The organism is Trichocoleus sp. ST-U2, assembly GCF_039961875.1.
GTDB lineage: Bacteria > Cyanobacteriota > Cyanobacteriia > Cyanobacteriales > FACHB-T130 > FACHB-T130.
Genome location: NZ_JAMPJY010000018.1, coordinates 1 through 14,524 on the forward strand (window position 1 = coordinate 1; position 14,524 = coordinate 14,524).

At 47.2% G+C, this 14,524-nt stretch carries 13 protein-coding genes and 1 pseudogene; 3 read left to right on the forward strand and 11 right to left on the reverse strand.

Annotated elements, in window-relative coordinates; translation table 11 throughout:
- The 8 genes and pseudogenes from NC996_RS13830 to NC996_RS13865 all read right to left on the reverse strand — a co-directional run.
- Positions 1-117: pseudogene (locus NC996_RS13830) on the reverse strand (IS982 family transposase); the annotation flags it as partial.
- Between the two features lie 112 nt (positions 118-229).
- Positions 230-1,375, reverse strand: coding sequence for an ABC transporter permease (locus NC996_RS13835; protein WP_190429182.1), 1,146 nt, complete (start codon positions 1,373-1,375; stop codon positions 230-232).
- 115 nt (positions 1,376-1,490) lie between these two features.
- Complete coding sequence (locus NC996_RS13840; protein ID WP_190413028.1) at positions 1,491-2,372, reverse strand: Npun_R2479 family HD domain-containing metalloprotein; 882 nt, start codon at positions 2,370-2,372, stop codon at positions 1,491-1,493.
- A 571-nt stretch (positions 2,373-2,943) separates the two neighbouring features.
- On the reverse strand, positions 2,944-3,849 hold the full coding sequence (locus tag NC996_RS13845) for an alpha/beta hydrolase (protein ID WP_206753538.1): 906 nt from the start codon (positions 3,847-3,849) through the stop codon (positions 2,944-2,946).
- A gap of 121 nt (positions 3,850-3,970) precedes the next feature.
- Positions 3,971-4,315, reverse strand: coding sequence for a DUF1815 family protein (locus NC996_RS13850; protein ID WP_190413027.1), 345 nt, complete (start codon positions 4,313-4,315; stop codon positions 3,971-3,973).
- 457 nt (positions 4,316-4,772) lie between these two features.
- Positions 4,773-4,988: a DUF2839 domain-containing protein gene (locus NC996_RS13855; RefSeq protein WP_190413707.1), complete on the reverse strand. Its 216-nt coding sequence runs from the start codon at positions 4,986-4,988 to the stop codon at positions 4,773-4,775.
- 123 nt (positions 4,989-5,111) lie between these two features.
- Positions 5,112-6,740 carry an ATP-dependent DNA helicase gene (locus tag NC996_RS13860; protein WP_190438553.1) on the reverse strand — a complete coding sequence of 543 codons (1,629 nt, stop codon included), beginning with the start codon at positions 6,738-6,740 and terminating at the stop codon, positions 5,112-5,114.
- A 98-nt stretch (positions 6,741-6,838) separates the two neighbouring features.
- Positions 6,839-8,419, reverse strand: a complete 1,581-nt coding sequence (locus NC996_RS13865) for a pentapeptide repeat-containing protein (RefSeq protein ID WP_190413705.1) — start codon at positions 8,417-8,419, stop codon at positions 6,839-6,841.
- A gap of 666 nt (positions 8,420-9,085) precedes the next feature.
- Here NC996_RS13865 and NC996_RS13870 point away from each other — a divergent pair.
- Positions 9,086-9,931, forward strand: a complete 846-nt coding sequence (locus NC996_RS13870; protein ID WP_190688173.1) for a prephenate/arogenate dehydrogenase — start codon at positions 9,086-9,088, stop codon at positions 9,929-9,931.
- 94 nt (positions 9,932-10,025) lie between these two features.
- Here NC996_RS13870 and NC996_RS13875 read toward each other — a convergent pair whose 3' ends face one another.
- On the reverse strand, positions 10,026-10,808 hold the full coding sequence (locus tag NC996_RS13875; protein WP_190688175.1) for an ion transporter: 783 nt from the start codon (positions 10,806-10,808) through the stop codon (positions 10,026-10,028).
- Between the two features lie 185 nt (positions 10,809-10,993).
- Positions 10,994-12,019, reverse strand: coding sequence for a sodium:calcium antiporter (locus NC996_RS13880; RefSeq protein ID WP_190536637.1), 1,026 nt, complete (start codon positions 12,017-12,019; stop codon positions 10,994-10,996).
- 498 nt (positions 12,020-12,517) lie between these two features.
- Between NC996_RS13880 and NC996_RS13885 the strand changes: the two genes are divergently transcribed.
- Positions 12,518-13,012: a DUF427 domain-containing protein gene (locus NC996_RS13885; RefSeq protein WP_190688178.1), complete on the forward strand. Its 495-nt coding sequence runs from the start codon at positions 12,518-12,520 to the stop codon at positions 13,010-13,012.
- A gap of 62 nt (positions 13,013-13,074) precedes the next feature.
- Here the strand turns inward: NC996_RS13885 and NC996_RS13890 are convergent, their stop codons facing one another.
- Positions 13,075-13,371 (reverse strand): hypothetical protein, encoded by a 297-nt coding sequence (locus NC996_RS13890; RefSeq protein ID WP_190438537.1) that lies wholly within the window; start codon positions 13,369-13,371, stop codon positions 13,075-13,077.
- A gap of 275 nt (positions 13,372-13,646) precedes the next feature.
- Between NC996_RS13890 and dapB the strand changes: the two genes are divergently transcribed.
- Complete coding sequence (gene dapB / locus NC996_RS13895; protein WP_190413020.1) at positions 13,647-14,477, forward strand: 4-hydroxy-tetrahydrodipicolinate reductase; 831 nt, start codon at positions 13,647-13,649, stop codon at positions 14,475-14,477.
- The last annotated feature ends 47 nt before the right edge of the window (positions 14,478-14,524 follow it).

Sequence of the window (14,524 nt, forward strand, 5' to 3'; positions counted from 1 at the left end):
GCTCCGCTCTCGTTTGCGTAGCTGTAATCCATGCCCAAGCAGTTGGCGCTCCCACTGCGGTTCAAAGCTTTGGCAGAAGTCGTCGACACAGCAAAATAGTTCTTCTAGACTAAGCATGGGGTAATTCAGATGGATGAGAAGTTAGCACTTTCACCCTACCTGTTTTGCCCCTTCCTTATCCCGAACTCAGGTTAAATATGTCACACAAATTCGCAAAAAACTTTTAAAATTACCGCCGCAAACTCCGGGGATCGAGGGCATCCCGCAGCCCATCGCCTAGCAAGTTAAATGCTAATACAGTGAGGATAATCAATAGCGCTGGAGGCCAGATCAACCAAGGTTGTAACACCAAAATTGATGCATTTGTTGCTAGCGATAGCATATTCCCCCAAGACGGATCTGGCTGCTGAATTCCTAGCCCAATCAAACTCAGCACTGATTCCGCGACGATAAAACCAGGGATTGCCAAAGTTGCCGAGATAATCACGTAGGTAGCAGTTTGCGGCAACACATGACGAATGATAATGTACAGCGGTTTTGCACCCATTGCGCGTGCTGCTTGCACAAATTCCCGCTCTTTAATGGACAGCACCTGTCCCCGAATCACCCGTGCTAACCCAGCCCAGCCGACGAATGAGGTAATCAGGACAATTAATAAGAATCGCTGGGCACTCGTTAGTCCTGACGGTAGCACTGCGGCAAGGGCAACCAACAGATAAAGGCTGGGAATTGTCATCAGCACTTCCACAAAGCGCATTAAGATGCTGTCAGTTGTGCCTCCGAAAAAGCCAGAAATCCCTCCAACCAACAAACCTAGGGGGAAAGATATGGCAATTCCCACTAGACCAATGCTGAGGCTGATTCTGCCCCCGTGCAGTAGACGGCTGAACTGGTCGCGCCCCTGTTCATCGGTGCCTAACAAATTCAGTTTGCCTTCCCCAAGGGTGCCGAAGAGATGCCAATTAAAGGGAATACCGCTAAGAATTTCCACCTCATCAAATTTGGGTGGCAGCGGTAGGCGAAGCTGAAATAGTTGGTATTTCGGTCCCCGGACAAACAGGCGAACAGGTGAAGGTTTTTGGAAGTCTACAATCACTTTGCGATCGCCCGTCTCTAAATCTGTCGGCCCCTGAGTCGTCGGATAAACGTGCGGCCCAATAAATTGTCCCTCACGGTTGCGCCAGTAAATCTGAGTTGGTGGCAAAAGTGACGTATTTGGCTGTACATCACACAGTCCTTGAGACAGGTCATAAGAGTCACATGGACGATAAGGCGCAACAAAATCAGCTGCAATAACGCTAAGGTAAAAAATTAACAGGATTAAAGCGCCAAAACGAGCTAAGGGATTGTTTTTAAGCTTTTGCCACCAGTTCATAAAGTTAGTGCTTAGGAGTTATGAGTTAGGAGTTTTAAATTAAATCATAAGCTAGAATTTAGGATTTCCAAGCTTATTTGGATTGTTCGCTCCTAACTCCCCACTGGTTCCCTTTCTAAGCTCCAACTACTAACTGTTCTTCCAGTTGCCTCCGCTCATCTTCGGCACTTTCGTGCTCAACAACAAACACATTCGAGTAGAGGTTGGCAATGATTTGCTTACCCTGCTGAGTTAGCGACAGGTAGCGCAGCGCATCTTGAATATACGGAAATACCCCATGCCAGTAAAATTTGGGATAGTTCCGCCGCAAGTCTCCAGGATGCCGATAACCTAAGGCTTGATTGACACCAGTTTCTTCAAACTCATAGTACAAGGCACCAATTTTCTTCAGGTAGCGGGGATCGCTCAGCTGACCAATCAAGTCAGATGCCCGAACCAAGCCTGGATAATTAACCGTATCTTGATGATCCTCTGCTTTTGGGACTGGAAAACGAGTGAGTTCAATATTGCGCTTGATCAATTCCGCATCAATCAGCTTATGACCGCCAAAGCGCTCTTCAATAAAGAGTTTGGCTCGATCGACGTGATACGGTGTCAAGCTGGCATCTGAAGATCCACGAGGCACGGAAACCATTTCTGCATCCTGCCCCGTCGCATACAGTCTTTCGTAGTCTCTATCTAGGCGACACACGCCCTTCACGTAGCCAATGTCATGGCAAACCAAGGAGAGAATGAAGTGCAACCAGTCTTCACAGGACACCCCGCCCTCGCGGATATGTCTACCGCGCAAGATTTCTTGCCCGACCAGAGCGACTAAAATCGAGTGTTCAACATTGTGATAAAGGGCGTCGCTGTTGGCAATGTTTTCCAGAGCCATACCCCCCGCCCAGGCAATAATATCTTCGTAGTCGGGCTTGTAGCCGCCGTAAGTGCGTCGGTAGCCTTCACGAATTCTTTGAACAAAAGAGTCAATTAGAATTTCTGTAGCGTTAAACATCCTTAGTTCTCGCTGATACTGAGTGCAGTGAGGGGGCGTTGCTGATTTGGGAAATAATTGAGCATGAGGCGATTGCTCTCACGGTACCCAATCATTTTGCTGGTGGCGCTACGCCATAAATCGAGTTAATCCGAGGATACAACCTTGTCCTCTGTCGAACGAAATAGATACAACCCCTACCCTTCCAGGATGCAACAAAATTTGGCGACTGGGGTTGTTAATTGTCATGGTTGCTCTGTGTTTCGCATCACAATTCGTTCTTTGACCGCCAGATGGGGGTTTGATACTGCCTTATGACTTGAGTTTGTTGAAAAATTGGAAAATGAGTCTCAACGCGATCGCCTAAAATTCTGTAGTCGAAGAAACTGGGACTATAGGGCTTTTGGGCTATTCCGGTCAATCAGCTTAGTTTCTTCTAACTTTTGCTAAATTAACATTTCCAAAACCAATAGCGCCAATTAATTTGGCGCTATCAAGCGTGTTGTTAAAGATTGTTGACATGAGCGAAGTCGCCAGTTTTAAATCTCACCACACTGGCAGCAGTTTCTTCGATAGATTTTTACCAATAGATTTAGAAGTTTTTTTTGCCACCAGTTAATATTGGGGAGCGGAAAAAGTTTAAGAGTTCTCGATTGACGGTTTGAGGAACTTCTTGCTGCATCCAGTGACCGCAGTGACTAATAAATTTTAGGTTGAAAGGAGCAGCGATTAAGCGTTCCATGCCTTCGGTGAGTTTTCGAGTCAAAAAGGCGTCTTCTTCGCTCCACAAAATCAAGGTAGGCACAGTGACGGGATCGGGCGATCGTCCCCAGTGATGCAGCCAATTTTGAGGCGACAAAGACGATCGATAGTAGTTAATTGCCGCCGCCAAAACCCCAGGCTTTGCCAGTGCTGCCTGATACACTTGGGCATCCTCGGCAGAAAACGCGCCTTTGCGAACCGCCTGTCCCCGAAACACGTTATTTACAAAATCTTTTAAATTTTGCTGAATCAGCCACTCTGGCAAACCAGGAATCTGAAACGCCAGAACGTACCAACTGCGACGCAGGTGATCTAGGTTTCCCGTCAATTCCTGCCAAAACCTGTACGGATGCGGCGCATTCAAAATAGCCAGACGATTCAGAACGTCTGGAAATTTCTGCGCTAGATGCCATGCGATCAATCCGCCCCAATCGTGACCAACAATATGTGCCCGGACATACCCCAAATTCTCAATCAGACCCCGAATATCGGCGCTAAGAGTATCCAGGTCATAACCACTGAGGGGCTTATCCGAATCATTGTAGCCCCGCAAATCGGGAACCACCACCTTAAAATGGCGAGCCAGTGCTGGGATCTGATGCCGCCAGGAATACCAAAACTCTGGAAACCCGTGCAACAGGATAACTAGCTCTCCCTCTCCTTGGGTGACACAATGTAAGCGAATGTTGTTGGTCTCAATAAAATGGTGTTGCCATGCACAATCAAGGGCGGTCATAGACATCTCTTCCGGCATCCATCGCCAGGGGTTAGCACGTAGGTTTCTCACTTTTCAGATTAGCAGTCCTAGGAGCTAATCTGTCTAAAGAGAGTGGCGAAACCTTGCTACGCTAACTCCTTTAGCCTCGCTGGGGCACGGCAGGACGATACTCAGAAGGTTTGATTTGGTATTTAACTAGATTGGCTAGGTCTTGTAGCTGACAAATCGCTTCAGCGCCCTCTAGCTTCATTAATTCACGGTCATCCCGCATTTCTGTCCAGGTAATCCCATAATCCGATACTAAAAAGCGAATTAGATGGTTGTCACCAAGACTAACCATAAATGATGCGCTATTCATTTGGCCTCCGCAGGTATAGCAAGAAGCCAGATAGCCCCGCTGCTCTAGCACAATCGCCAGAGCTTGGAGGTTCATCACTAGATCCTGTACAAATTGACGGTGTTGCTCTGCAAGTCGTAGAAACACGGTTGTCCTCCAACCACCACACCTTAGTTTAAACCTTTTATACTTTCTTAAGATTTTGCTCCCCAGGCATGACGGTAAATTAATTGAGGAGCATAGGAAAATTTAGAACTTGACGGCTCCCTGATTTGCACCAGGTTAACTTGACTATTCAGAAAAGCCAAGTATCAACAATAACAGTTTGAATGATACTCCTGCATCCTAAACAGCAGTGCTAAAGGTTACTTCTAACTAAAGACGGACTTAGCAGTAAAGTGTTGCCAGGGGCAGAATCATCGCTGCATTTAAGGGGATCGCTCGCTAAGGATAAGAATAATCAATTAAATCTAGTCCTATGGGCGAAACTTACTTATAGATTTAGAGACAAAGCCTCTGATAGCTTTGGTTTACCTGTTGGCAAGACAAATCTATCAAATACTTTGTCTCTAAGCACTTCACCCAACCAGATTTTTAGGAAGGTCTAGTTGACGACCTGCCACCAACCAAAGGAAGGTCCGATGAAGCGGATAGTTATCCAAAAAAGGATCAGGAAACCGATACCGTACCAAGCCCCCTGACCGGAGATTTTCACAAACTGTTGTGCCTGAGTTTTAGTGATCGGCACCCAAGGAAGGATGTAGGTATCTTGACCATACTTCTCTTTGAGTGCTTCTTTCCGACGCTTGGATTCACCCATAATTTTTGGTGATGCCTTTAGACATTTGTTTATCATAACGCTGGCGTGGGAGCCGCAGCTGAATGATTGATTAAATTACAAGTATTGAGACAAAGCGATGAGCTGCGAGGGGTGTGGGAGAAGCTAGCGATCGCTTGTAAACCAGTTGCTGTCCAAATAGTTGATCCGAGCCAAAGGACTCAGTGCTTCCAGCACCTGAGAGCCGTAGCTGCGGTTATTTACGCGACCATCGAGGAGAGCAACGACGCCCCGACATTCTCGCACGGGGGCGATCGCTCGCTGCAATTCACTCAAAGCCACGGGCAACAAATACAAGCGAAACCAATCTTTACGCTGTTCCTTGTAATGAGCAACCCGACCCGCTACCAGGGGATTTTCTAGAGAGGGGATCGGCAACGTCGCCATCACTAGCAACTGGGGCGCAGGCAACGCCTCCTGATAATGCCGCCAAAATTCCCATCCCGTAACCAGAATGCCATTGTTTGACAAACTGGTTTTTTCTACTTGCACGCGGGAGCCAAACTCAGCCGCCATCACAGACGCCACCTGGGCTTTTAAAGGCGTGTCCTCGACCAGGATCACCGCTAGTCTTTGAATGTCGGGATTTTCTCCCAGCGACCGATCCATTGTCTCAACTAGCATCTGGACTTCTTGAATCAGAACTCCCTGAAATTGAGGCGTATTTGGCATGGGCAGCCGATCGGGGAGATATAGCTGAATCAGTTCGTTCTGCCTATCTGGAGAAAACTTCAGACACGTTAGGTTGCCCAATCCTACCCGCTGACGATAGGCGATCGCTTCTGTCTCTAAATCCAGTGCCGCACCAATCAATACCACCGGCTCGTGGTGCCAGATTTTTTCTAAAGCAGTTGCCACCTCAACGGGGCCGCAATACAAAGAAAATTGGCCCTGACTCCGAGCAATTTCTGCCCACATGAGTTGGTCTTCTGCTTGCAACCGATGCCAAAAATTTCTCCAAGCCGGGGGTAAATTTGGCGAGGCGGGAAATTCTCCCCCTCTCCCACTCCCCTGCTCTCCAGACGGGATCGTTCTTGTTTCGACAAGATTCTGTCTGCCTTCAACTCCTATCGCATTCTCTAAGACCGCATAGAGACGCCTCAAGATGTCTTGCTCAGCAGGTGAAATCAGATAGCACTCGTAAGGATTGGCTGGATGCTGGAAGACAGCTTTTGTTAGCTGTACCCGCGCATCCCGGATTGCCTTTACCTTACGGGGAAAGGCCAGCATCAACTCTTCCCAATCGCTGGGTCGCAAGCTAGCAGTCAGTTGGTCGCGTGCCCACTCTTCCAAGTCATCGGCACCATCAAAAATAGTCGGAATGCCAAAGGGTATCCGATTTAGCCCTTTGAGGCGGTCAGCTAACCAAACCTCTGGAGAGATTAACAGCAGTCCCTGAAAGTCAGCGTCAGGCCATGCATCGCCTGTTAGGATGGCTTTTTCCCTCCCCATCCACTGTCGCATCTGAGGAATTTCCACCTCTAGCAAGCGTTGCTGAACTGATTCTGGAGCCACCAGGATGACAGATTTCGTCCATAGCAGTGCCGGTGCTAGGTAACTCAGGCGATACTTCCCCGTACCGTGCGAAGAAACTCCAGTCTGAATCAGGGCAGAACGCCCTAATCTTAAAGCCCGTGCCACTAGCCTCGCCATTGTCAGATGATGAGGCCAAGAACGATTCTCCTGCTCGCGAAGGAATGCACGTAGTGAGGAATGAACTTCTACCTCTATCACTTTAGATTTGAGACTTTAGAGTTAGGAAAGCAAAAAGTAAAAAAGATCGCTTTACATATTTTCTCTTTTTTTTCGCCTTTTGCCTGCTGACCCTTTGTTCAACTTTGCTGTAATTTTTCTAAATAATCAAATTCCTTGACAAATTCAACCAACGTACCCACAGGAGGGAGAATTGAGCCTTGCGCTTCAACTAAGTTGTTTTTTGGCAAAGCCCTGGAATTAGATTGACTTTGATTCATAAACCGTTTCCCAAACACTGGGTGATGATAAACATTCAAGGTTTGATCCGTAGAATTATTTAGCACCGTCTGGGTTGGAGCCTGGAAGAAGTTTAATTTTCTTTTCAGTTCGGGCACCATTTTGCAAATATCGAGACTACCGACTTGATCGATTGTTTTATTAAGGGAGGCAGTTAATTGCTTGACCCGCTGAGCATCTTTATGCCCTAGTGATGATTGATTTTGAGATTGAAGTAGGTTCACTAGAGCGCTGATATTTTTCTGAGTTGCTACTGCATCGTTGAAGGGAAAAATAGCCACGTAAGCCAAGGGAAATAATTGATCGTTGCTATCAATTCTGAAAGTGAGAATTGTTTTTCGAGCGCTGACTTCCAAACTGGGAGGATGAGCGATCCCCGGATAATGCTTAGAGAGGTGATGATAAGTAGTGGCTAGTGCTAAATTTGCTTCTAAATCTAACGGTGCATCTACGATAATTCGGACGGTTGGCAGCGTTTCATTGAAGAACTTTTTTGATTCTTCAGTGGTAAGACGAAAAATTTCCGTGCGATCGCCATCCGGACTCAAGTCAACCCACTCGCAGGTCACTCCTTCGGTTTTCAGGCCGAAACGGGAGACTGCATACAGTTTTGCCCCGGTTAGAATCGCCCCGGTCAAGTCAGCTCCAATCCAATCGGCTTTAATCAATCGAGCTTGGGTAAGATCGGCGTGAACTAAGCTGGCATTGAGTAAATTAGCATTGCTAAGGTCTGCGCCGATTAAGTTAGCTCCGCTTAATTTTGCGCCGCTTAAGTCTGCCCAACGCAGATTTGCACCGCTTAAGTCTGCCCAACGCAGATTTGCGCCGCTTAAGTCCGCTCCGCTGAGATTTGCGCGACTGAGATTGGCTTGTCTTAGTTCTGTCTCTCGGAAATTGGCACCGCTCAAGTCGGTGCGGCTCAAGTCGGTGCCATTTAAGTTTGCCTGCTCCAAGTTGGCTCCCGTCAAAAAGGCACCCCGGAGGTTGGCTTCATTCAAACTGGCGCGACTGAGATTGGCTTCTCTAAGAGTGGCTTCACGCAAATCAGCACCGCTGAGGTTCGCTGATTTGAGATTGCATCCACTCAGATCGGCGCGAATTAGCTCGGCTCGAATCAAGACGGCTTGAATGAGCTGCGCCCCCCCCATATCCGCTCGAATCAGGTTAGCAACGTTGAAGTTTGCCTGGTTTAAGATGGCATTGCTAAGATTGGCTCCACTAAGCCTCGCGACATTAAGTTTGGCTTGAGTCAAGTTAGCGGCTTCGAGATTGGCACCGCTGAGATTCGCCACGCTTAAATTAGCGCCTGTCAAATTAGCGCCGCTGAGGTTGATGCCACTCAAGTTTGCCTCACTCAGGTCAATTGCCGCGAAGTTTCGCGCACCGGCTGCGTATCTTACTATCAGTTCATCGACATTCATTTCGAGCCACCTTGCCAGCATTCTCATTTTATGGTTAGGAGGAGGGCGCTACCAGCAAGCCTTGAGGTTCATTTGTCGTTTTGAGTGGCTGGGTGAGTTTGCAGCAGATGAACCCTGGCTTTGCTTGCGTTGAGTCGGGATTTTTCCCCGGCATCTATCTAAAGTTGTACAAAGTTGTACAAGCACTAATCTAGCGTGCCCCTCTGTAAATCTTAGAAGTAAGTTCAGTGAGGGCATCCTCAGAGTGATGAAGGATGAATGAAGAAATCTATTATGCTCCCTACCTCATCTGTTTGGAAGGGCTTTACTTTAAGAAAATAGTCGTCCAGCCATTTTGACAGAAGCCTAACAAGCGGCTGATTGGATCGTGGGGTAAGTTGGCACTGTATGCTAGAACATCATGCTAGAACATCGGTACAGTAGTCCCAGAGAGAACCCCTCTCCAGCCCTCCTTGTTTCGGGGAGACAGCTAAATTGCTCTTGTTTTCCTCATTTTGAGGAAATTTAGGAGCTTATACCATTTTAGATTTTGGATTTGAGATTTTGAACTGTAGAAGACTTGCGGTGATAGCGAAGCGCTGACTTGTCTGTTCGCGTCTGAGCCAGTAGCCATTTCCAGCAAGTTATTTGTGCCGATTTTACGGTGAAATAGTATTAGACAGAACCATGAATATTGGGATTGTAGGGTTGGGGCTAATTGGCGGCTCGCTGGGTTTGGACTTACGAGCGGCTGGCTATCAGGTTTTGGGGATCGCGCGTCGAGAGCAAACCTGTGTTGATGCGATCGCGCGAGGGGTTGTGGATGATGCGAGTGTGGATCTGGCACTCTTGGCAGCTGCCGATGTAGTTTTTGTGTGTACGCCCATTAGCGCGATCGCCCCAACCGTACAGCAGCTGATTCCTCATTTGTCTGCCAACGCCATCATCACAGACGTGGGTTCGGTCAAAAAGCCGGTGGTGGAAGCGCTAGAACCGATTTGGACGAACTTCGTGGGGGGCCACCCGATGGCGGGGACGGCAGAAAGTGGTCTGGAAGCAGCTCAGACTCAGCTATTTGCTGGGAAAGCTTATGTGTTGACGCCGGTGAAGACGACTCCCCCAGCAGCCGTGAATATTGTCGAGGAAATTGCGCGATCGCTCAAAGCTAAAATCTATCAGTGCCGTCCAGAAGATCACGATCGGGCGGTGGCTTGGATTTCTCACTTGCCAGTGATGGTGAGTGCTAGTTTAATTCATGCCTGCATCAACGAAACCGATCCAGCGGTTCTAGAATTAGCGCAACAATTGGCGAGTTCTGGCTTCCGGGATACCAGCCGCGTCGGCGGAGGCAATCCAGAGTTAGGCGTGATGATGGCGCGGTACAATCGCGGGGAATTACTGCGAAGTCTTCAACAATATCGAATCGGACTCGATCAAATTATTTCTCAAATTGAACAAGAAGACTGGAACGCATTGCAGGAGAAACTTTCTATCAACCAGCAGACACGACCGAAATTTTTAAACCTCGAATAGGTTTCTTGCAAAAAGCGCGATCGCTCTACCGGACTATCGCCCATTAGGCAACGACAGCAGAATATGGCGCAAATGCGATCGCTTTCCTTCGCTACTAGCTACCTGTTAGTTTTTCCAACTTTGCTCCGCAAATTTTGCAAAACCGAGCATCTGTATCATGGGATGATAAACCGCAAGTAGGACAAAGGGTTTCTACCTGATTAGCTGTTTTAACCAATCGCTTGATCAAGTCGCCCAATTGCCAAGGAATCAGAGCAATTCCGGTCAAAATCATTAAGACTGTCATCAAGCGACCTCCTTGTGAAATTGGTGTTACATCGCCAAATCCAACTGTTGTCATTGTGACAATAGAGAAATATACAGCATCCAAAAAAGTAGCGAATACTTGAGGATTTACTGGATGCTCAACTTGATAAATCAAGCCGGAATAAACAAATATGATTGCTAATAAAGTAAATAATATTCGAGCTGAAATCTCTCCATCTTCATTGATGGTGCGACCAAATAATCTTTTACCTTCTATAAATCGAAGAAATCGCAAAATCCTAAACCATCGAAATACCCGGATAAAGCTGATATCTACCACTCCTAATAAAAATGGCAATATTGCTACTAAATCTATAATTGAATAAACACTTAATATATGTTGAAATTTATTGTCTGCACACCATAAACGAAGCAAATATTCCCATGCAAAAAGTAGGAAAATTGCATAGTCTATAGTATTAAGATTAATTCGGACGTAATTTGGGAGTGGATAGGTTTCGATAACAAAAATTGCTGAAGACAGCAAAATCATTCCTGTAATTAGGAAGTTGAACGCTTTTCCTGTTGGTGTTTCAATGTCTTCTAAATAAAAAGCAATTTTTTGCCGCATCTAGATAAAATCACAAAACGAAAAGTGGCAGCTTGATATCAAACAGGAGAAAGTCGGGTAATCGATAATCGGTAAAAATCTTTAAAGATAGAGCGATAAATCACGTTTGAATTTTGAATTAATTATTTTGAATAACTCAAAGTTTTTGTTTCTTTTTTAACAAAGCAAACCTCAGTGATAGTTGCTCAACTCCCAAAAAACAGCAGCGAAAACCCACTTAAGTATAGGAGCAGAATTAAAAAACTCTCGAAGCTAATATTTCCAATTCCATGTGTTTCCCGCCGCAACAAGCCCAAAACTAGAATGACGGTCATCAGGATCGTCAACGCGATCGCAAAAATCTGAGGCTGTGCCAAAGCATGATAAATCGAACCCTGCCGATAAGCAAAGTCAGAGAACGCCACCAGCATCACATCGAAGCTATTTCCCCCGATAACGCCACTCACCGCAAGCGTCAGCGCCCCTCGTCGCACCGCCGCGATGGTTGTTACCAGTTCCGGTAGGGCAGTTGACAAAGCGGTAAAAAGCCCTCCTACCATCGTTTCAGAAAGACCGCTGTGCATAGAGATCGAGATTCCAGCTTCCGCCACAAAATAACCGGCACCGGCAAGCAGCCCCGCCAGCAAAGCGAACCTTAACCACAACACAGTCAATTTAGTACCCTCGGAATTATCTGCCTCCGGTTCGTCAACTTGCGTTTCCGCAGTCCGCCGAGGCCACCACATGGGCGTAGTTTGAGCCTCTGCCGCCAAACGTAAGCCAAAGATATAAGCGGCTGGGATAAGGAACGAGGCGGGATGAATTCCAAAAAAACTGACATCTGGCCCAGACATTGCCATCAGAGGAATTGCTAATAAAGCAACCAGAAGTGTTGCCTGCATCAGATTTGGCACGGAGGCAGCTGCGTGTGTCAGGTTGGCTTTCCCATAGGCAAGATCGGCAATGCTAAGAAATGCTGTTTGGGCAGCAATCCCTCCTAAAGCACTACTGATGGCAAGTTCGGCGTGACCTCCGGCAGCGGCGGTGACAGAGGTAACAATGCCTGCTAATGAGGTGCTACCGCCGAGGAACAAGGCACCCATCAGTGCTTCTCCAAGACCCGTTTCATCCGCTAGACGATCCGCTGTGCTTGCCATCATCGTTCCTACAACGGCAATCACCGCAGCAGCGATAAAAAAAACACTAATACTCAGGGTTAAGGAATCAAACACATCCACCTACTATGGTTCGGTTAATTTTTTCAATGCAAAATATTTGATTGCCCCAAGCAGAGTTTCTAAGGGGAAAATTTCTCCACCCTTTTGCAAAGGAGGGAAATTGGCTCATAGCAATGTTTTCCAGAGGGTTGCAGGATCTCCCAATCCGGAAAAGCAGACCGTATTGTGTTTAGGGATATCTCCTCTAGAGTTTTGGGTTTTTGGGTATCTAACCCGAACTGTATTGGTATATCCACCGCTTTTGTCTGCTATTTATTGTCAAAGTAAGCACCCTGAGAATGGCTACCTAAGCTTCATTATTCCTTGCACAGCTTGTCAGGTGCCTGTACTAGAAGTCAGATTCAGCAAAAATTTCTCTTGGAGCGATCGCTCTTTTTGTATGCTCCTATACACGGCTTCTCGCGTTTCTTATCGCTCGCTACAACAATCAGCAAAGCGACAGCGCGACACATCTAAAATAGCGAGTGTGATTCTACAACAGAAGAAGCCAGCATGAAACGCGATCGCATTGCACCCGGACCCGGTCAAGAGTCAGTCTGGGATTACCCTCGTCCCCCACGTCTTGAGGAATCATCCAAGCACATCCAGATCGTCTTCAACGGCGTCACAATTGTTGATACTCAGCGGGCAAAGCGCGTACTAGAAACCAGTCACCCGCCTGTCTACTACATTCCTCCCCTAAATATCAAAATGGAATATCTGGTGCGAACTCTTCAGGAATCGTTTTGTGAATGGAAGGGAGGCGCTTTCTACTACACAGTCGTTGTCGGTGACAAACAGGCACCGAATGCCGCTTGGGGTTATCCCAATCCCACACCAAACTTCGCCAGCATCAAGAACTATCTCGCTTTCTATCCCCAGATGATGGATGTTTGTTCGGTCGATGGAGAACAAGTGCAGCCGCAACCTGGAGGTTTCTACGGCGGTTGGATCACCAGCGATATTGTTGGCCCGTTCAAAGGTGAGTCAGGAACCTGGGGCTGGTAGTATTTTCCAGGGGTGTACACCAGATGTACAAGATGTACACCCCTACTCTGCCTAGAACTCATTTAAGAAAATCCGGTCAATCCTTGGCATTGCCGTCTCTTCCACCATCGTTCTGGCGTGCGTTCCGGGTCTTCATCCTCAAAATAGGTCGGGACGCTACTCTCCGTAAGCGGGAGGTTTTGATTATTAAGAGTGGAATCCTCTGCTGACCCGTTTTTGTCGAGGTTACAGAAGAGTGGCGAATCGACAGAGGCGGCGTCAGTCTCATCCGATCGGTTCTCTATTTTTGCAGAGGTGGCATCAGGTTTATTGCCAAAACTTCTCAGATCGTAAGTAGCCGAATTGTTAGGGAATGGCATTGTTTTATAACCGCTGAATAAACTAAATTTGAAACTTTTAAACAGAAAGATGTTCTACTTTGGAGTATAGCTTATTGAAAATTACTTTCAATAAGTTTTGTGACTTAAAGCTAGAGAAAGCCGCTGCTATATCCTCAGCCGTTCTAGCGAGCAGTGTTTGCGACAGAAAGAGAAATTACAAAGAATATCGTCTTGCACGCGATCGCATAATTCAGTTATCGTGGGAAGCCCTTCTTGGTCTAGAATGCGCTTGTCGAGAAGGGTATTCTTAAATCATGGCAAATCAACAGTATCCGATTCCCGTTGTCGTCAACGGTGCGGCTGGAAAAATGGGTCGCGAAGTCGTCAAAGCCGTTGCTCAAGCAGACGATATGACTTTGCTGGGGGCAATCGATCGCTCTTTGGAATACCAGGGTCAAGACGTTGGAGAAGTGGCGGGTTGCGAACCCTTGGAAGTTCCCATTGTCAGTGACTTACAAGGGATGCTGGTGCTAGCGACCCAGGAAAAACAACAGGGCGTTATGGTGGATTTTACTCATCCTGACTCAGTTTATGAAAATGTGCGGACTGCGATCGCTTACGGCATCCGACCTGTCGTTGGCACAACTGGACTTAGCCCGCAGCAAATCCAAGAGCTTGCTGAATTTGCCGACAAAGCCAGCACGGGTGCCCTGATTATCCCCAACTTTTCCATTGGCATGGTGTTACTACAGCAGGCAGCTGTCCAGGCGTCCCAATACTTTGACCACGTTGAAATTATCGAGTTACACCACAACCAAAAAGCCGACGCTCCTAGCGGTACCGCCCTTCAAACTGCCCAGATGTTAGGCGAACTGGGTAAAACCTACAATCCACCGACGGTAAAAGAAACTGAAAAACTACCCGGTGCTAGAGGTAGCCAAGCCGATGAGGGGATTCGCATCCACAGCGTTCGCTTACCCGGTCTCATCGCTCACCAAGAAGTGATGTTTGGGGCACCGGGTCAAATTTATACCCTACGCCACGATACTTCAGATAGGTCTTGCTATATGCCTGGTGTTCTTCTCGCCATCCGCAAAGTTATCCAGCTCAAATCCCTAGTCTATGGGTTAGAAAAGATACTATAAGTGGCTAATCCCTAATCGAAGGAGCGAAGGATTGCTCTTAAACAATT